At 62.4% G+C, this 19,718-nt stretch carries 10 protein-coding genes; 8 read left to right on the forward strand and 2 right to left on the reverse strand.

All coding sequences use genetic code 11. The features are described from left to right. Positions 1 to 115 precede the first annotated feature (115 nt). Positions 116 to 2,764, reverse strand: coding sequence for a pyruvate dehydrogenase (acetyl-transferring), homodimeric type (gene aceE, locus ACIPO9_RS05265; protein ID WP_274131739.1), 2,649 nt, complete (start codon positions 2,762 to 2,764; stop codon positions 116 to 118). 387 nt (positions 2,765 to 3,151) lie between these two features. Between aceE and glnE the strand changes: the two genes are divergently transcribed. The 8 genes from glnE to ACIPO9_RS05305 all read left to right on the forward strand — a co-directional run bounded on the left by glnE (position 3,152) and on the right by ACIPO9_RS05305 (position 13,400). After that, complete coding sequence (gene glnE / locus ACIPO9_RS05270; RefSeq protein WP_400779184.1) at positions 3,152 to 6,103, forward strand: bifunctional [glutamate--ammonia ligase]-adenylyl-L-tyrosine phosphorylase/[glutamate--ammonia-ligase] adenylyltransferase; 2,952 nt, start codon at positions 3,152 to 3,154, stop codon at positions 6,101 to 6,103. Positions 6,104 to 6,307: 204 nt separating this feature from the next. Continuing rightward, a complete protein-coding gene (gene waaF / locus ACIPO9_RS05275) occupies positions 6,308 to 7,342 on the forward strand; it encodes a lipopolysaccharide heptosyltransferase II (protein WP_400779186.1) in 1,035 nt (344 codons plus the stop codon). A 1-nt stretch (position 7,343) separates the two neighbouring features. Then, positions 7,344 to 8,408 carry a lipopolysaccharide heptosyltransferase I gene (gene waaC, locus ACIPO9_RS05280; protein WP_400779188.1) on the forward strand — a complete coding sequence of 355 codons (1,065 nt, stop codon included), beginning with the start codon at positions 7,344 to 7,346 and terminating at the stop codon, positions 8,406 to 8,408. After that, positions 8,408 to 9,532 (forward strand): glycosyltransferase family 4 protein, encoded by a 1,125-nt coding sequence (locus ACIPO9_RS05285; RefSeq protein WP_400779190.1) that lies wholly within the window; start codon positions 8,408 to 8,410, stop codon positions 9,530 to 9,532. Before waaC ends, ACIPO9_RS05285 begins: the two co-directional genes overlap by 1 nt. Then, on the forward strand, positions 9,529 to 10,335 hold the full coding sequence (rfaP, locus tag ACIPO9_RS05290; protein ID WP_400779192.1) for a lipopolysaccharide core heptose(I) kinase RfaP: 807 nt from the start codon (positions 9,529 to 9,531) through the stop codon (positions 10,333 to 10,335). The genes ACIPO9_RS05285 and rfaP overlap by 4 nt, the downstream gene beginning before the upstream one ends. Beyond that, complete coding sequence (locus ACIPO9_RS05295; RefSeq protein WP_400779194.1) at positions 10,335 to 11,069, forward strand: lipopolysaccharide kinase InaA family protein; 735 nt, start codon at positions 10,335 to 10,337, stop codon at positions 11,067 to 11,069. Before rfaP ends, ACIPO9_RS05295 begins: the two co-directional genes overlap by 1 nt. Continuing rightward, positions 11,066 to 11,821: a lipopolysaccharide kinase InaA family protein gene (locus ACIPO9_RS05300; protein ID WP_274131731.1), complete on the forward strand. Its 756-nt coding sequence runs from the start codon at positions 11,066 to 11,068 to the stop codon at positions 11,819 to 11,821. Before ACIPO9_RS05295 ends, ACIPO9_RS05300 begins: the two co-directional genes overlap by 4 nt. A 139-nt stretch (positions 11,822 to 11,960) precedes the next feature. Beyond that, positions 11,961 to 13,400 carry a lipopolysaccharide kinase InaA family protein gene (locus tag ACIPO9_RS05305; RefSeq protein ID WP_400779196.1) on the forward strand — a complete coding sequence of 480 codons (1,440 nt, stop codon included), beginning with the start codon at positions 11,961 to 11,963 and terminating at the stop codon, positions 13,398 to 13,400. A gap of 40 nt (positions 13,401 to 13,440) precedes the next feature. On the opposite strand, the gene ACIPO9_RS05310 is transcribed toward ACIPO9_RS05305, so the two are convergent. Next, positions 13,441 to 19,521 carry a dermonecrotic toxin domain-containing protein gene (locus ACIPO9_RS05310; RefSeq protein ID WP_400779197.1) on the reverse strand — a complete coding sequence of 2,027 codons (6,081 nt, stop codon included), beginning with the start codon at positions 19,519 to 19,521 and terminating at the stop codon, positions 13,441 to 13,443. Between the last annotated feature and the right edge of the window lie 197 nt (positions 19,522 to 19,718).

The following is a 19,718-nucleotide window of genomic DNA, read 5'->3' on the forward strand; positions in this document are numbered from 1 at the left end:
TCGACTGCGCTGGTGCACCAGCAACGAAACAGCCGGAGATGCTCATTTACCGAAGTAAATTCCGCATCGGCGGCTGTTTCGCGCATGGCTTTCAGCGCTCTTCTCGATTTACGGCTCAGCAGTCCAGCGGGTTACGCTTCTCAGGATCGATGCCGAACTTGGTGATGGCTTCAGCCACGACCTTAGGTTCGATATCGCCACGATCAGCCAAGGCTTCCAGAGCGGCCAGCACCACGAAGTGACGATCGACTTCGAAGAAGTGACGCAGCTTCTTGCGGCTGTCCGAACGGCCGTAGCCGTCAGTGCCCAGGACCTTGTATTCCTTGGTAGGAACCCACTGACGGATCTGGTCAGCGAACAGTTTCATGTAGTCGGTCGACGCGATCACCGGACCCTTGCGGCCATTGAGGCACTCTTCAACGTAGCTCAATTGTGGCTTCTGGCCTGGCTTCAGGCGGTTGCTGCGCTCAACGGCCAGGCCGTTGCGACGCAGTTCGTTGAAGCTGGTGACACTCCACACATCGGCGCCGATGTTGAATTGCTCGCGCAGGATCTTCGCTGCTTCGCGCACTTCGTTGAGGATGGTGCCGGAGCCCATCAGCTGAACGTGGTGAGCCGCTTCGCGCTTGTCTTCCTCGAGCAGGTACATGCCCTTGATGATGCCTTGCTCTACACCGGCCGGCATTGCTGGCTGGTGGTAGTTCTCGTTCATCACGGTGATGTAGTAGTAGACGTTTTCCTGCAGCGTCATCATGCGATGCGTGCCTTCCTGCATGATCACTGCCAGCTCGTAGGCATAGGCAGGGTCATAGCTGCGCACGTTCGGGATGGTGCTGGCCAGAATGTGGCTGTGACCGTCTTCGTGTTGCAGGCCTTCACCGTTGAGCGTGGTACGCCCGGAGGTGCCGCCCAGCAGGAAGCCGCGGGTCTGGGCATCGCCAGCCGCCCAGGCCAGGTCGCCGATACGCTGGAAGCCGAACATCGAATAGAAGATGTAGACCGGCAGCATCGGGGTGTTGTAGTTGCTGTAGGCAGTACCCGCCGCGATGAACGAGGAGAACGCGCCTGCCTCGTTGAGGCCTTCCTGCAGGATCTGGCCGTCTTTCTCTTCGCGGTAGTACATGACCTGGTCGCGGTCGACTGGCTCGTACAGCTGGCCGACAGGCGAGTAGATACCCAACTGGCGGAACATGCCTTCCATACCGAAGGTACGGGCTTCGTCGGCGAGGATCGGAACGATGCGCTTGCCCAGTTCCTTGTCCTTGACCATCGAGGCCAGGATACGACCGAACGCCATGGTGGTGGAGATTTCGCGGTCGCCCGAGCCGTCCAGGACGGACTTGAGGGTATCCAGCGAAGGCGTCGGGATGCTGATGTTGCCGCGGTTACGCTGTGGCAGGGAGCCGCCCAGCTTCTCGCGGCACTTGCGCAGGTATTTCATTTCCGCGCTGTCTTCGGCCGGACGGTAGAACGGCAGCGATTCGAGTTCGGAATCGTTCAGCGGGATGTCGAAGCGATCGCGGAATTTCTTCAGCGACTCGATATCGACTTTCTTGGTGTTGTGCGCGGTGTTCTTCGCTTCGCCCGCACCGGTACCGTAACCCTTGATGGTCTTGGCCAGGATGACGGTAGGCTGGCCTTTGTGGTTGACCGCCTGGTGGTACGCTGCGTAGACCTTGTACGGGTCGTGGCCGCCACGGTTGAGTTTCCAGATCTCGTCGTCGGACAGGTTCTCGACGCGCTTGAGCAGCTCTGGATCGTCGCCGAAGAAGTGCTTGCGCACGTAGGCGCCGTCTTTGGCCTTGTAGTTCTGGTACTCGCCGTCGATGGCTTTGTCCATGCGGCGCTGCATGAGGCCGTCTTCGTCCTGGGCGAACAGTGGGTCCCACATGCGGCCCCAGATGACCTTGTTGACGTTCCAGGCGGCGCCACGGAACACGCCTTCCAGTTCCTGGATGATCTTGGCGTTGCCGCGAACCGGGCCGTCGAGGCGCTGCAGGTTGCAGTTGATGACGAAGATCAGGTTGTCCAGGTTCTCGCGGCCAGCCAGGGAGATGGCGCCCAGGGTTTCCGGCTCGTCACACTCGCCGTCACCGATGAAGCACCATACTTTCTGCTTGCCGGCCGGGATGAAGCCACGGTTTTCCAGGTACTTCATGAAGCGTGCCTGGTAGATCGCGGTGATCGGGCCCAGACCCATGGAAACGGTAGGGAACTGCCAGAAGTCCGGCATCAGGTGCGGGTGCGGGTACGAAGACAGACCGCCGCCGTCCACTTCCTGACGGAACTTGAGCATCTGCTCTTCGCTCAAGCGGCCTTCCAGGAAGGCGCGAGCGTAGATGCCTGGCGATGCGTGACCCTGGTAGTAGATCAGGTCGCCGCCGTGTTCTTCGGTCGGAGCCTGGAAGAAGTAGTTGAAGCCGATGTCGTACAGCGTCGCACTGGAGGCAAAGGTGGAGATGTGGCCGCCCAGATCGGGGTCTTGCATGTTGGCGCGCATCACCATCGCCAGGGCGTTCCAGCGAACGATCGAGCGAATGCGGCGTTCCATGAATAGGTCGCCTGGCATACGCGCTTCGCGGGTAACCGGGATAGTGTTGCGATATGGCGTGGTGATGGAGTACGGCAGCTGTGTACCACTACGTGTGGCCAGCTCACCCATACGGGTCATCAGATAGTGAGCACGGTCTTCGCCTTCTTTGTCGAGAACCGATTCCAGGGCGTCCAGCCATTCCTGGGTTTCGACGGGATCGAGGTCTTGCATGGCTTGCTCCAGGGCGGAAAGGCTTCCAGAATCGGTCGCCTGAGTTTGTTGCGACTGGCCTTGTGGGCAGACGGTATAAAAATTCTTGGATCGCCGGCGTTGTACCCGGCGTTGTGTAGTTTTACTACAAATCTTTGGCCGTTTCAGCTTTTCGACTTGTATATACAGTAGTAAAACTACAGCTGAACGATGTTTTCGCTCGTGTGAAGCTGTGAAACGAATCGCTGATTTTGGTTGAAACAACAAACAGATCAAGTGAAACGTTATGCTGACAACCAATAAATATCTTTAGTCAGCAATTTTTAACCTTTGTTCGACAGTCCAGCCTGTTATGTAGGTAAAACCACCACATCGGGTAGTCTTTTGAACGCCGATCAAGGATAGACCATGAGCCTTCCCTTGCTGGCTGACCTGCCGGCCATCCTGCTGCCGTTGGTCACACGGGCACAACAATCCTTTAGTGTCGCTCTTGAATCCATGACTGACTCGGATCAGGCGGCTTTCGCTGCCTGGCCCGTCGAGCGCCGTGGTGCGTTCGACCGCGTCTGTGCGGCCAGTGACTTTGTTGCCGAGCACATCATCCGTGATCCGCACATGTTGCTGGAGCTGGCCGAATCCGGCGAGCTGGAGCGCAGTTTCGCGCCCGGGGAGTTGCGTGGGCAGATCGCCGCGGCAGTGGATCTTGCCACCAGCGACGATGAGCTGGGGCGTAATCTACGTCGTCAACGCACGCGCCAGCAAGTGCGAATTATCTGGCGCGACCTGACCCGCCAGGCGGATCTGGTCGAAACCTGCCGTGACCTTTCCGACATGGCTGATGGCAGTATCGACCTTGCTTATAAATGGCTGTACGAGCGCCATTGCCAGCAATTCGGCACCCCGGCCGGGCGGCGCAGCGGCGAGCCGCAGCAGATGGTCATCCTCGGGATGGGCAAGCTGGGGGCGGTGGAGCTGAACCTGTCTTCGGACATCGACCTGATCTTCGCCTACCCCGAGGGCGGCGAAACCCAGGGCGTGAAGCGCCCGTTGGACAACCAGGAGTTCTTCATCCGCCTGGGCCAGCGGCTGATCAAGGCGCTGGATCCGGTCACGGTGGACGGGTTTGTGTTCCGCGTCGACATGCGCCTGCGCCCCTACGGCTCGTCCGGTGCGCTGGTGCTCAGCTTCAATGCGCTTGAGCAGTACTACCAGGATCAGGGCCGCGACTGGGAGCGCTACGCCATGATCAAGGCCCGGGTGGTCGGCGGCGACCAGGCCAAGGGCGCGGAACTGCTGGAAATGCTGCGACCGTTCGTCTATCGGCGTTATCTGGACTTCTCCGCCATCGAAGCCCTGCGCACCATGAAGCAGTTGATCCAGCAGGAAGTGCGGCGCAAGGGCATGGCCGCCAACATCAAGCTGGGTTCGGGCGGCATCCGTGAAGTGGAGTTCATCGCCCAGGCCTTCCAGTTGATCCACGGCGGCCGCGACCTGAGCCTGCAACAGCGTCCCTTGCTCAAAGTGCTGAAAACCCTCGAAGGGCAGGGCTACCTGCCGCCAGCGGTGGTGGGCGAGCTGCGCGAAGGTTATGAATTCCTGCGCTACACCGAGCACGCCATCCAGGCCATCGCCGACCGCCAGACCCAGATGCTGCCCGATGACCCGCAGGATCAGGCGCGGATTGCCCTGATCATGGGCTTTGTCGACTGGGACAGCTTCCATGAAAAGCTGATGTATTGGCGCGGCCGGGTGGACTGGCATTTCCGCCAGGTCATCGCCGACCCCGACGAAGAGGAAAATCCTCAGGACGGTGGCGAAGAGGTTGTCGGTGGCGAGTGGCTGCCGCTGTGGGAAGAATCCCAAAATGAAGAAAGCGCCTGCCGTCAGTTGCAGCAGGGCGGATTCGCCGACGCGCAAAAGGCGCTGAATCATCTGAACAACCTGCGCAACAGCTCGCAACTGCGCTCGATGCAGCGTCTGGGCCGTGAGCGGCTCGATGCCTTCATTCCCCGGTTATTGGCACAGGCGGTGGAGCATTCCGACCCTGACCTGGTGCTTGAGCGCGTGTTGCCACTGGTCGAAGCCGTGGCCCGGCGCTCGGCGTATCTGGTGCTGCTCACCGAAAACCCGGGTGCATTGCGCAGACTTTTGACCTTGTGCGCAGCCAGCCCGTGGATCGCCGAGCAGATCGCCCGCTTCCCGCTGTTGCTGGACGAATTGCTCAATGAAGGTCGCCTGTTCAGCCCACCCCAGGCGCTGGAACTGGGCGCCGAACTGCGCGAGCGTCTGACGCGCATTCCCGAGGATGATCTGGAACAGCAGATGGAAGCGCTGCGGCACTTCAAGCTGGCCCACAGCCTGCGGGTGGCGGCGTCCGAAATCACCGGCAGCCTGCCGTTGATGAAAGTCAGCGACTACCTGACCTGGCTGGCCGAGGCGATTCTGGAGCAGGTGCTGGCGCTGGCCTGGCGACACACCGTTGCACGCCACGGCGCGCCGCGGCGTCCGGACGGCACCCTGTGCGATCCGGGCTTTGTGATTGTCGGGTATGGCAAGGTCGGTGGCATCGAGCTGGGGCATGGTTCGGACCTGGACCTGGTGTTCGTCCACGATGGCGACCCCCAGGCCGAGACCGACGGTGCCAAGCCCATCGACGGCGCGCAGTTCTTCACCCGGTTGGGGCAGCGCATCATTCATCTGATCACCACTCAGACCAACTCCGGCCAGCTCTACGAGGTGGATATGCGCCTGCGGCCTTCGGGCGCTTCGGGCCTGCTGGTCAGTTCGCTGGGGGCCTTTGCGCGCTATCAGGAGAACGAGGCCTGGACCTGGGAGCATCAGGCGCTGGTGCGGGCGCGGGTGCTGGTGGGCAGCCAGGATGTGGGCCAGGGCTTCGAGAAAGTGCGCGCTGCCGTGCTGGGCCGCGAGCGGGACCCGGACACCCTGCGGGTGGAAGTCAGCGAGATGCGCGCCAAGATGCGCGACAACCTCGGCACCAAGGGTACGGCGGCCGGCAAAGGCCCGAATGCCTTCGACGCCACGTCGTCGTTCGACCTCAAGCAAGACGCCGGTGGTATCGTCGATATCGAATTTATGGTGCAATACGCGGCCCTAGCGTGGTCCAGAGAGCACCCCGAGCTGTCCCGTTACACCGATAACATCCGCATTCTGGAAGGTCTCGAGCAGGTCGGACTGATGCCCGCCGCCGATGCCAGCCTGCTGCGCGAGGTGTACAAGGCGTACCGTTCAGCCGCCCACAAGCAGGCCCTGCAGAAGAATCCGGGGGTGGTCAGTGGCGATCAGTTCGCTGACGAGCGGCATGAGGTGATGCGGATCTGGGCGCAGTTGGGGTTGAGTTGACGCATCGGGCCTCGTCGCGGGCAAGCGCGCTCCTACAGTAGAACGCGGTATCTGTAGGAGCGCGCTTGCCCGCGACGGGGCCAAAGCAAGATCCGAACAATGTGGATCTATATAAAGCTATGACAGGGAGGCGTCAGGCTGTGTGGAAGCGTCACGCAGTCTGATAGGCCTCCCTGCTCGTTTCTGGTGGTTTTTGGATTGAGCATGAGAATTCTGATCGTAGGGCCCAGCTGGGTCGGTGACATGGTAATGGCGCAAACGCTGTTCCAGTGCCTGAAACAGCGTCACCCGCAGTGCGAAATCGATGTGCTGGCCCCCGAATGGAGCCGGCCGATCCTTGAGCGCATGCCAGAGGTGCGCAACGCCTTGAGCTTTCCGCTCGGCCACGGCGCGCTTGAACTGGCGACCCGCCGCAACATCGGCAAATCGCTCAAGGGCCAGTACGACCAGGCCATCCTGCTGCCCAACTCGCTGAAATCGGCGCTGGTGCCGTTCTTCGCGGGGATCCCCAAACGCACTGGCTGGCGCGGCGAGTTCCGCTACGGCCTGCTCAATGACGTGCGCACCCTGGACAAACAGCAGTACCCGTTGATGATCGAGCGCTTCATGGCCCTGGCCTATGACAAGGGCGCCGAGATTCCGCGTCCTTATCCCAAACCCAGCCTTCAGATCGAAACCGCCAGCCGCGATGCCGCCCTGGCCAAGTTCGGCCTGGCGCTGGATCGCCCGGTGCTGGCGCTGTGCCCAGGCGCTGAATTCGGCGAGTCCAAGCGCTGGCCGTCCGAGCACTACGCCAAGGTCGCCGAGGCGAAAATTCGCGAAGGCTGGCAGGTCTGGCTGTTCGGCTCCAAGAACGACTTCCCGGTGGGCGAGAGCATCCGTGACCGCTTGATTCCGGGCCTGCGCGAAGAGTCGGTGAACCTCAGCGGCGGCACTTCGCTGGCCGAAGCCATTGACCTGTTGTCCTGCGCCGATGCCGTGGTGTCCAACGACTCAGGGCTGATGCACGTGGCCGCCGCGCTGAACCGCCCGCTGGTGGCGGTCTACGGTTCGACGTCGCCGGGCTTTACCCCGCCGCTGGCCGACCACGTCGAGATCGTGCAACTGGGCATCGAGTGCAGCCCGTGCTTCGAACGCACCTGCCGGTTCGGCCACTACAACTGCCTGCGCCTGCTGGAGCCTGATTCGGTGATCAACGCGCTGGGCCAGTTGGGCGGCACGCCGGTCGAGGTTGCCTGACTTGCGGGTACTGCTGATCAAGACCTCGTCGCTGGGTGACGTGATTCATACCCTGCCTGCCCTGACCGATGCCGCGCGGGCGATCCCCGGCATCCAGTTCGACTGGGTGGTGGAAGAGGGCTTTGCCGAGATCCCGACCTGGCACCCGGCGGTGGCCGGGGTGGTGCCCGTGGCGATCCGTCGCTGGCGCAAGAACCTGTGGCAGACCTTCAAGAACGGCCAGTGGCGCCAGTTCAAACAGCGTCTGCGCGACACCCGATATGATCTGGTGATCGATGCCCAAGGCTTGCTGAAAAGCGCCTGGTTGACCCGCTACGTCAAGGCGCCGATTGCCGGGCTGGACAAGGATTCCGCCCGCGAGCCACTGGCCGCGCGGTTCTATGACCGGACCTATGCAGTCGCTCGCGGGCAGCATGCCGTTGAGCGCACCCGCCAGCTATTCGCCCAGGCGCTGGGCTATCAGGTGCCCCAGGGCGTGGGCGATTACGGCTTGGACCGCAGCCGTTTGCTGGATGCCGAACGCGCAGCGCCGTTCGTGCTGTTCCTGCACGGCACCACCTGGGCGACCAAGCATTGGCCCGAGCTGTATTGGCGTCAGTTGGCCGAGCGCATGATCGCCCAGGGCCTTGAAGTGCGCCTGCCCTGGGGCAACCCGGTGGAGAAGGCCCGCGCCGAGCGTATCGCCCAGGGCCTTGATAAAGCCCAGGTGCTCCCCAAATTGAACCTGGCCGGCGTCGCCAAAGTGCTGGCCAGTGCCCAGGGTTGCGTGGCGGTGGACACCGGGCTTGGCCATCTGGCCGCGGCGATGGACGTGCCGACCCTGTCGCTCTACGGCCCGACGAACCCGGGGTTGAGCGGCGCGTATGGCAAGTCCCAGGTTCACCTGGCAGGCGATTACCCGGCGTGCGCGCCGTGCCTGCAAAAGAAATGCACCTATCGGCCTGACGCTTCCGACCAGCGCCGGTTCGATACCGAACGCGAGTGGCCGCTGTGCTTCACTCGCCTTTCTCCCGAGCGCGTCGCGACCGAACTGGTTGCGCTGCTGCCGGCAAAGGAACATCCCTGATGCAACTGGCATTCGTGCTTTATAAATACTTTCCCTTCGGCGGCTTGCAGCGCGATTTCATGCGCATCGCCCTGGAGTGTCAGCAGCGCGGCCACTCGATCCGCGTCTACACCCTGATCTGGGAAGGTGACGTGCCGCCTGGCTTCGAGGTGCTGGTGGCGCCGGTCAAGGCGATCTTCAACCACCGCCGCAACGAAAAGCTCACCGACTGGATGAACGCCGACCTGGCCAGGCGCCCGGTTGACCGTCTGATCGGCTTCAACAAGATGCCTGGGCTGGACGTGTATTACGCCGCCGACGGCTGCTATGAAGACAAGGCGCAGAACCTGCGTCACGGCCTGTACAAGTACTGGGGCCGTTATCGCCACTTCGCCGACTACGAGCGCGCGGTGTTCGCCAAGGATGCGAAAACCGAAGTGCTGATGATTTCCGAAGTGCAGCAGCCGCTGTTCATCAAGCATTACGACACCCCGCTTTCGCGCTTCCATCTGCTGCCGCCGGGGATTTCCCAGGACCGTCGCGCGCCGGCCAATGCCGCCGAGATTCGTGCCGAGTTCCGTCGTGAGTTCAAGCTGGGCGACGATGACCTGCTGCTGGTGCAGATCGGCTCGGGCTTCAAGACCAAGGGCGTGGACCGCAGCCTCAAGGCGCTGGCGGCGTTACCCCAGGCGTTGCGCAAGCGCACTCGTCTGTTTGTCATCGGCCAGGACGACCCTAAGGTCTTCCAGCTGCAAAGCACCGCGCTGGGCCTGAGTGACAATGTGACCTTCATGAAGGGGCGCAGTGACATCCCGCGCTTCCTGCTGGGCGCCGATGTGCTGATTCACCCGGCCTACAACGAAAACACCGGTACCGTGCTGCTCGAAGCGCTGGTGGCCGGTTTGCCGGTGCTGGTGAGCGCAGTCTGCGGCTATGCCCATTACATCGCCGAAGCCGACAGCGGTCTGGTGCTCGACGAGCCGTTCGAACAGAACCAGCTCAACCAGTACCTGGCGCGCATGCTCACCGACGATGCCGCGCGTACGGCCTGGGGCCAGAACGGCCTGGCATTCGCCGACACGGCTGATCTTTACAGCATGCCGCAGCACGCTGCGGATGTGATTCTGGCGGAGCACAACGGATGAAACTGATCCTTGCTGAACCCTTCAAGTCGCTCTGGGCCGGGCGCGATGCGTTCGAAGCCGTGGAGCAGTTGCAGGGCGAGGTTTATCGCGAGCTGGAAAACCGCCGCACCCTGCGTACCGAAATCGACGGGCGTGGCTATTTCGTCAAGATCCATCGCGGCATCGGCTGGGGCGAAGTCGCCAAGAACCTGCTGACGGCCAAGCTGCCGGTGCTGGGTGCGGGCAAGGAATTCGAAGCGATCAACCGCCTCACCGAAGTCGGCGTGCCGACCATGACCTCCGTGGCCTACGGCGAGCGTGGCAGCAACCCGGCGGCGCAGCATTCGTTCATCGTCACCGAAGAGCTGGCGCCCACTGTCAGCATGGAAGACGTCAGCATCAATTGGGTCAAAGAGCCGCCCGAGCCGCGCATGAAGCGGGCCTATATTGCCGAAGTGGCGCGCCTGGTCGGCATGATGCACCGCGCCGGGGTCAACCACCGCGACTGCTACCTGTGCCACTTTCTGCTGCACACCGACACGCCGGTCACCCCTGGCAGCTTCAAGCTGTCTGTGATCGACCTGCACCGTGCCCAGACCCGCCCGGCGATCACCATGCGCTGGCGCAACAAGGACCTGGCCGCGCTGTATTTCTCGGCGCTGGACATCGGCCTGACCCGCCGCGACAAGCTGCGTTTTCTCAAGGGCTACTTCCAGCAGCCGCTGCGCAAGATCCTCGCCGAGGAGTCGGCGCTGCTGGTGTGGCTGGAGGCCAAGGCCGAGAAGCTGTATCAGCGCAAACTCCGCTACGGGGACGCGCTCTGATGGCGGGTTGGAACCTTGAACCTGAATACGCCGGGCTCGCCGAGGACTTCGGCTCGCTGGATGCGGTGTTTGCCTTGCAGGGCGAGCGCCTGACCCGTGACCCGCTGTCCGAGGTGATTCGCGTCGAGCGCGGTGGCGTGAATTACTACGTCAAGCGCTACGTCGCGGCGGGCAAGGGCCTGCGCCGCTATCTGGGGCGCCCTCGGGTCAAGTCCGAGTGGCAGAACCTCAAGCGCTTCGCCAAGTGGGGCATTCCCACTGCCGAAGTGGTGGCCTGGGGGCTGGAGCGCAATGGCGCGTCCTATGATCGCGGGGCTTTGATTACCCGTGAATTGCCACGCACCGAGGATTTGTCGGAAATTGCCCGGCATCACGATGAGCGTCTCAAGGACCGTTCGTGGGTCAACCGCATCAGTCAGCAGGTGGCTCGTTACACGCGCACCATGCACGACAATCACTTCACCCATAACGATCTGAAGTGGCGCAACCTGCTGGTGGACGATCAGTCCACGGTGTTCCTGATCGACTGCCCCAACGGGGCTTTCTGGGTCAGCTTCATGCTGCGCTACCGGATCACCAAGGACCTGGCGTGTCTGGACAAGGTGGCCAAATATCACCTGTCCGCCACCCAGCGCCTGCGTTTCTATCTGCAATACCGCGGGCGCGAGCGCCTGAATGACTCGGACAAGAAGCGCATTCGTCATATCGTCAGCTTTTTCGAGGGGCGCGAATGAGCCTGTTCATTGCCGACGCCGACCGTGCGCTGCTGGAGCGCCATGGCCTGGCGGATTTCGATTCACTGTGGGACGTCGAGCTCGATGCCGTCGATGAGCCCAACACCGGCCGTGGCGGCTGGAGCAGCGTGTTTCGTCTGGAGCTCGAGGGCTCGGGGTATTACCTCAAGCGCCAGAGCAACTACCTGACCCACACGCTGCATCATCCGTTCGGCGAGCCGTCGTTCTCCCGCGAATTTCGCAATATCAGCCTGTACCAGAAGCTCGGTATTCCGGCGCTGCATGCGGTGTTCTACGGCGAGAAAAAGGTCAACGGCGAGCGCCGCGCGATCCTGATGACCCGCGCCCTGGACGGCTGGACCGACCTGGATGCGCTGCTGACGCAGTGGGCCGAACTGTCCGCGACCCAGCGCCTGGCGATCCTCCAGGCCTGCGGCCAACTGGCGCGCACGCTGCACAAGGCCGGGCAGGTGCATGGCTGTTTCTATCCCAAGCACATTTTTCTCAAGGCCCGCGGCGGTGCATACCTGGCGCAACTGATCGACCTTGAGAAAACCCGCAAGTCGATCTTCGGCCAGCGTGACCGGGTCAAGGACATCGAGCCGCTGCTGCGCCGGGCGCCGATGTGGAACGAAGCCGAAATCCGCGAACTGCTCGCCGCTTATCTGCATGCGCCGAGTGACAGCGGGCTGGTGGATTCCTGGTGGCAGCGTCTGGCAAGGCGCGGCAGCCATAAACGCAGCGGCCGATAGACTGACGCCGCCGATCCGTAGCAGCACGGCTTGCCGGCGGGAGCGATCTTGCGGCCGCCCCCGCCGGCAAGCCGTGCTGCTACGGGGTAAATTGTGAATGGCCCGTAGTCACTTTCATGTTTGATCGAAGAGGACGCCGATGCGTTTGTCTGAACTGAAAAACGCCGGTCGTACGCCAGCGCTGCCGTTGAGCATCGAACTGGCCGATGCGGCGGGTCCTGCGCAGTTGCAACTGCTCAGCTTGCTGCGTGTACTGCCGGGGCAGCGTTACGTGGGCGCCGGTGTCTGGCGTGGTCGCCCGGTGCTGGCCAAACTGCTGGTGGGCAGCAAGGCGTCCCGGCATTTTCAGCGTGAGCGCGCCGGTGTGCAGTTGTTGGCCGAGCAAGGCCTGACCACGCCACTGCTGCTGGCCGAAGGGTTGCAGGAAGGCGAAGGTGGCTGGCTACTGTTCGAGTTTCTCGATCAGGCGCAAAGCCTGGGCGATGCCTGGAAGTCCGTCGAATCGTTGCCGCCCCTGGCTGACGAGCAACAGGCGGTGATTGGCGAGGCATTGGGCGCCGTTGCGCAGATGCACGCCAAGGGCCTGTGGCAGGAAGACCTGCACCTGGACAACCTGCTGCGCCATGACGGCAAGCTGTACCTGATCGACGGCGCCGGCATCCGGGCTGAAGCGGCAGGCAAGCCGCTGTCCCGGCAGAAGGTGCTGGAAAACCTCGGCGTGTTTTTCGCTCAGTTGCCCAAGTCACTTGAGCCCTTCACCGAAGAACTGCTGGTCTATTACCTGCTGGGCAACGGCGAGCATGCGCTGCCGGTCGAGGCCCTGCAAAAGCAGATCGACAAGGTCAGCAGCTGGCGCCTGAAGGATTTCCTGACCAAGGTTGGCCGCGACTGCAGCCTGTTCAGCGTGGCCGATGGCCCGTTCGCCCTGCGCGCCATTCGCCGTGAGGAAGAGCCCGCGATGCTGCCGGTGCTCGACCAGGCCGATGCGCTGATCGACGGCGGCCACCTGTACAAGACCGGCGGTGCCGCCAGCGTCGCCAAGGCCGACGTGGCCGGGCGTGAACTGGTCATCAAACGCTACAACATCAAGAATTTCGCTCACTGGCTCAAGCGTTTCTGGCGCCCCAGCCGTGCCTGGCACTCCTGGCGCGAAGGCAACCGCCTGATGTTTCTCGGTATCGCCACGCCCAGGCCGCTTGCGTTGCTGGAACAGCGATTCTTCTGGTTGCGGCGCAAGGCGTACCTGGTCACCGAGTACCTGCCGGGGCCGGACATCATCGAGCGCTTCGCGCCCTATGTCGCACAGGGCGATGCACCGGAAAGCGAGTTGCAGGCGCTCGACGAGCTGTTCGCGAGATTGCTGCGCGAGCGAATCAGCCATGGCGATCTGAAGGGGCATAACGTGTTCTGGCATCAGGACCGCTGGGCGCTGATCGATCTGGATGCGATGTGTCAGCACGGCTCCCAAAGCACTTTCGCTGCGGCCTTCGCCAGGGATCGCGCACGCTTCATGCGCAACTGGCCGGCGGACAGCGCGCTGCACCAATTGCTGGAACAGCGCCTGCCCAAGGCTCCTTGAGGGGTGGGTGGCCGCCCGTGAGGGTCGCCACCCTGGTGGGTTACTTGATGAGGGTCAGGTTCATGCCTTGCAGGGCCTGCACCAGTGCGTCGATGTCGTCATAGGGTTGCATATGCACGGCTGTCCAGGTCGGGCGGTCCAGGAAGAGCTTGCCAGCGTCGTCAATCTTCACTGGCGTGGTATGAATCGCCAGATCCCGTGAGCGGTGAACGATGAGCTGCACATCGCCCTGACGGTCCAGCATGAACATGCCAGGCAGCGGCAGTTTGCTCTGCGCCCTGACGAATGCGTCCACCGGTGCGGGAATGGGCGTTTCAATCACTTCGACTCGCACTTCGAAATCCCCCTTGATGAACTGCTCCTGAAGGCTCAGGTGAATTCCGACGTTCTCGCCGGCGTCCACGGAAACACCAGAAGGTGAACCGAGGGGCACATCGTTGACCCGCACGCCAATTGCAGCCTCCAGTTCGGCCAGACCCGGCACGGTGTCGGCGAACGTATTGCTGTGGCTGTTACCCACCAGCGCTACCCATTTGTGCGTCCCTACCGTTGCCTGGTGCTTGCGGATGGTGCGTGAGGCGAAGTAGCTGAACATTTCCTGGCGAGCGGTCGTTGTCGCGTTGCGCATCCCCTTGAGATGGTAGCTGGCCGCGCAATCGATGGCGCGCACCTCGATACCGTGCTCGCGGGCCTTCACCACCAGCCTCTCGAAGGTATACACCTTGGCCGGATCGGTCATATGGCCGGTGTCGAGTTTTTGCAGGGTTAGCAGCAGGTGCTTGTTCATCACGCCGGTCTCGGCGAAACGGTCGAGATCCAGTTGGTGCAGGTCGGTGAGCACGTGCTCCAGATACAGCGTCTGGACTTTCTGCTCAGCCAGCAGCGGCATGTTGTCGATGATGAGTTTCTTGCTGCCGATGGAACTGTGGTACTCGCCGATGACCATGCCGTCGGTTTGCTGATACAGGCGCTCGATGAAGGTCGGCGTGCTGATCTGCGGCTCGATGACTGGCATCGTCGGGCGAGGTGCCAGCTCGACGGTCAGGACCTGCCCGGCGTCTTCGCGAAGTTTGTCGCGCAAGGTGGCGAACTGGTCCTCGACGATGCGCAGGCGCTCATCGGTAGACATGTAGCGGGTGTCCATACCGCGGCGGTTGTAGAGCGTGAGCTCGTAAAGTGTGTCCCTGGAGGTCACCGGCATTTCGTACGCAGCGTCGGCCAGCGACAGTTGCAGTGGCGTTTGCGGACCCACGGGTACCCACTCCTGAGGCGCGATGCGCTGCCAGCCTGACATACCGTCCCAGCGCATGCCACCGTCGGTGATGCGGGTGTCTTGCACGGCGTGTTCCACCTGCACGAGGGTGGATTGCGGCGCTTCGGCCGATACTGACCGGGCGTAACCTATGGTGTAGTCACTGCGTATCAATCCGCCATCGGGCAGGGCCCGGTCGGCTTCACGGCGGATAAGCGTCGCGCTGTCGGCAGGCAGGTCGGCGATGTGGACGCTGATTGCGCCTTCCAGTTCTGCCACGCCCGGCACGTTATCCCGGGTGTTGGCAAACTTGTGCTCGAGCAGCGCGACCCAGCGCCGATCGGGATTGCTGGCGACATCATCGCTGATGACCCTGTGAGCGTAATAGTTGCTCATCTTCTGCGTCGCAGTGCTGTCATCGGCGGCGGCAGCGAGAGGCAGTGCGTCCACCGGGTAGCTCGTCGAAGCGCTCAGCGGGCGGATCTCGATGTTGTGACGGTGCGCCTGTTTGATGAGGTGGTAGTAGTCGAATTCCTGGCTGAGGTTGTCCAGCGCTCCATCGTTGATGGAGGCCAGGTGATTCCTGAGCTCATGGGATCCGGAGCGGAATTTGCTGCCCTTTGCGCGGTATTTGGCCAGCTTTTTCACATGTTTGTCAGTGAACAGATGCGGCAGGTAGATAACCTCCACGCGTTGCTCCACCAGTGTCTGCATGTGGCTGATCAGCAGGCGTTTGCTGGCAACGGACTTGGGCCCCTCACTGAGCACCAGGCCGTTGCTGTGGGTAAACAGGTTTTCCAGAAGGCTACCCACGGAGGTCGACGGTTCGACGGCAGGCAGCGTTGGCCGTGGCGCCAGCACGGGGGGTGTTGAGAAAAACGCCTGGGCATCGCGGTAGAGATTGCCTTTGAGTCTGGCGTAGACCTGGCGCATTTCTCCGTAATAGATCGCGAAAAACTCACCCAGTCCCAACCCCAGCGGATCGTCCTCGACTGTTTTCAGGATCACATCAAGATCACGCCGGACGTCGGCCGGCATTTCATACTCGACCCGACTGACGCCGGCTGCCTGATCGCCAGCGCTGTCCTGGGCCAATGCGCGATAGGTGCCATGCCTGCCGTTGACGCCACCGCGCAGCGCCGGGGCCTGGCGCAAATGCCACCCGCCTTGGTCGTTCAGGCTCACCGGCTGGCGACCGAAAAAGGCATAGGGGTTGGCAGGGTCGACGATGTACCAGCTGCGCAGATGAGTGTCGTAGTTGACTTGATAAACCAGGCCGTCCAGCTCGATGTAGGACTTGCCATTGATCCCCAGGCTGACACCTCGGGCGTGGCCTTCGGTGATCCGAGGCAAACCTTCCAGCGAGATGTCCACTACACGGTCAGCGTTGATCCCCCTCGGCCCCTGGGGGCGTGGCATAGCGGGGGCCTGGCCCAGAGGGTGCCATGCGCCGTTGTTATCCATAACCGCGTAGTGCCGGGTGGCATAGGCCTCGTCGGAACCGGAACCTAATGGTTTGTAGACCTCGACGTGGCGATTGACGTTGGGCCGGGTGACGTACGCCACTTCATCCTGAAGCTGGACCGGGAACAGTTCGTCATAGGTCGGCAGGCTCGAAGCGCGTTGCAGCGTGACGGGCAGGGGCGCCGCAGAGGGCTCGCTCGACAGTTTGCGCATGACGCCACCAAAGCCTTTCAAGCCGCTGGCAAGGTCGCCCATGGCACCCACGCTGTTTAAGACCGAAGCGATGACGTGCATGCCGGCCTCTTCGGGATTCGACCCCGTCAGCGCCTTGAGTGCACGCAGGCTGTCGCGCAGGGACAGGGCAATGCCGACCGCGAAGCTGGCAGGCGGAAAGGGCAGGGTCAGGACAGTGGCGATGACATCGATGCTGTTCCAGATCAGGCGTTCGAGCATGTCGCTGCGGCCGGTGGTGGTGTCGGCCACATCACGCAGCTTGCGCTCAAGGGGGCGGTCGAAGCACGCCCGGGCAAACTCCGGAATCGCGTCCTTGAGCAGCGGAGCCTTGGTGGCGTTGCCTTGTTTCATGTCATTGAGGAAGAACGACAGGATGCGGCGCGCGTCGACCCGGCAGCGGTCCTTGTAGTAATCGATCATCCCCGGCTGGGCGAGGGACTGCTCGAAGCTGCTGAACAGCCGGAATTCGTGCCCGTCAGGCGCTTGCGGGGTGTAGAGCAGGGCCGCCAGGTTGATGCTGGTCGGCAGCAGGGCGAAGCAACCTTGCACAGTCTCTACGTAGCTCAGGTCGGTGTCCGGGATCACCAGATGCTCGAACAGGTGCGTACGTGAGGCGATGAACGGCTTGTCGATATGAATCTGCAGCGGGTAGACCGGATGGCTTTCGCGGGTGGACGGTTCATCGTCGTGCAGGTTTTGCAGCGACGGCAGCAGCCATTGGTAGTGGGTTGCATCGATGTGCCCTTTGAGAACGCTGCGCAGCGCTGCGGCCTTCATCTGCAACTGGGTAATCAGGGTGCTGGCCTGGCGGCGATAAAGGTAGCCGGCAGAGACGGGATCGAGCAGGGTGCTCCTGATGTGCTCGATGTAGCCGTCGGCCAGCCACCGGCCGCGCACCGAGCCTGCAACGATGGCCGGCGTCAGGGGGCTGAGATCGACGCCTTCGGGGCCGCTGAACGTCGCCACGGTGTCGGCGGTGGGGGTGAGCGGGCCGATGGAGTCGTCGTAGCCGTCGCGGATCATCTGGGTGTAGGTCAGCGTCTCGCGTTCCGAGGTGATGATGATCTGGTCGGGGTCCACTGAGCCTGTCGGCGTGTTAAGCAGTCTGTTGATGCTCTCGCTGGCGCGCCGGTGCACGTAGGCCTCGAAGGCCTCGACATGGGTGTGGGGCTTGGCGGCGTAGTTATCGATTGCGCCTTTGACCGCATCCTCCAGAGCCACCAGTTCCTGGCGCTGGGCGTCGTCTGCCGTGATCAGCCAGTCCGGTGTGTGGGCTTCCTGATTGGAATGCATCACGCCGATCAGTTCATTGACCTGTGCCTGCAAAGCGCCGTCGTAGCTGTCCAGCGGGACGAGCTCGAGGAATTCCTTTTCGGGGAAGGGTTTGTTGCGCAGCGATTCAAGTGTCGCCTCCAGCGCCGGGCGGTTGGTAGCGGCCGCCTGTTGCAGCAGGTACTGACTCATGTCGGGGCTGGCTGTCCAGCCGACCAGTTCGTGCAGCAACTGTGTCTGGTTGTGGAAGCCATGGAACTGCTGCTTTGGCGAGTGGGAAGTGAACATGACCAGTCGTTCGAGATTGCCCTGGCTGTCGGCAATCCTGAACACCAGCATGCGCCCCATGATGTCAGTGCCGTTGATGCGGATCTGCTCGGCGGTCACCTGTCTTGCGCTTTTGCCGGCGGACGCCGTGAACTGCTCGATGTGCTCGAAATCCTCAGGGGTGATATGCCCCTGCAGTTTTGCAGCGAGGATCGACTCGCCCAGTTGCAGGCGCATCTGCTCGGCCAACAGTGTCTGGTTGGCTTGCTTCGCGTAGGCTGCACGCTGGTACTGGCCGAAGCTGACGCGCAGCTTGAGCTGGTTGATCAGGCGGGCGATGTAGGTCGGGGTCAGAGCGGGATGGCTGGCATCGGCCGGTGCATTGCCGATGCTCAGGGTGGTTCGCGTCAGAAATGCCGAGCCAGGCTGCTCATCGCCGGGATGCAGGCCATGCAGCGCCAGTTGCAGCAGGTTATTGCTGACGACGTAGTCCTCGCCAGTGACAGGCAGGGTGCGGTGGGTGCTGACGGTGATGGCCTCGGGTGCCAGGTCGTAGCCCAGGTCGCTGGCCAGGTGAGTGCGCAGGGTGACTTGCGCGTACTCAGTGGCTGAACCTGCGCCGTTCAGGGCGCCCGACAGGGCAAGTCGCGCCAGGTCGTAGCGCTCCATGCGGGCCATGTACGCTTTGCGGTCATCCAGGGAGGCCAGCTTGATCCAGTCCGGCAGGCTCTTGCTCAGTTCGCGCTCGTCGAGCACCTGCTGCCAGCGCACGAGCATGCCCGAGGGGCCGAACAGCCCGTCCATGGCCGCGGCGCTCTCGATCTGGCGGGCATGTAGAGCCGCATCGGCGAGCAGCCCTTCGCCGCACACGTAACGGACGTCCTTGCGCTGCTTGCTGGCCTGGCGGGCCAGCGCGTGACGATAGGGATCGACAGTGATGGCCTGCAGTTGCACGTCTGACAGGCTGAAGGCCTCAATGAACAGCTGGCTGTCCTCGATCACCGCCAGGGCGGCTTCCTGATGGCGTTGATCGGCATTCACCAGCAATGCCCAGCGCAGCACAGGGTTGTTGAGCCAGGCGACGACTTTTTCCAGCATGGCGTCTCGGGTCGCGAACTCGATCAGGCCGCTGCCTGGGAGTGCCAGCAGGGTCTTCCCGGATTCTGCACTCATGACCAGTGCACCCTTGATTTCGGCCTGGGTCTGGTCGTTGACTCTGATGTGCAGGGAATGGCTGTTTATCGAGTCTTGCGGCTGTTCCTGCCCGACCTTTTGCAAAGCGGGCAGGCACTGCGCGGCGTCCCGGCTCAATTCCCGTTCATGGGCCTTGAACGCGACTTCATCGCGAAAACTCCGGGCCAGGGAGGTGGCGAACCACCTGCGCCGCGGGCTGTTGAAGGCGCTGGGAGCGAGCCAGAATTCGTTGAGTTGCTGGAGGAACGCTTCGACCTGTGTTTCGATCTGGCCGGCGTCTTTCGCTTTCAAGGCATCGAGCAGCGCCTGGGGCGCCTTTGGCAGATTTGCGAGTTCGGTGGACAGTTCGGTTTGCCAGCGCTTGAGCGATTGCAGCGCGGCTGCGGCATCCTGCGGAGGGCTTAGCGTTATGACGTTGTCTGGATCAGATGTTTGCATGTTCGGTACTTCCTGACGGGCCCATTTGCCATGGGCATGTATGGCGCGGAACGGTCCGCGTGATTGGCCTCTAATCAATCACGTGCGCGTCATGTCAGTGCGGTACTTATGTATTGCCAGGCTGCGGGCGCAGGTTTTGTTCGCCCAGCGCCATATCGGTCTTCATTACGCTATAATCCCGCCCTTTAGCTGCCCGC

Source organism: Pseudomonas sp. NPDC090203 (assembly GCF_044746765.1).
Classification (GTDB): Bacteria; Pseudomonadota; Gammaproteobacteria; order Pseudomonadales; family Pseudomonadaceae; genus Aquipseudomonas; species Aquipseudomonas putida_AD.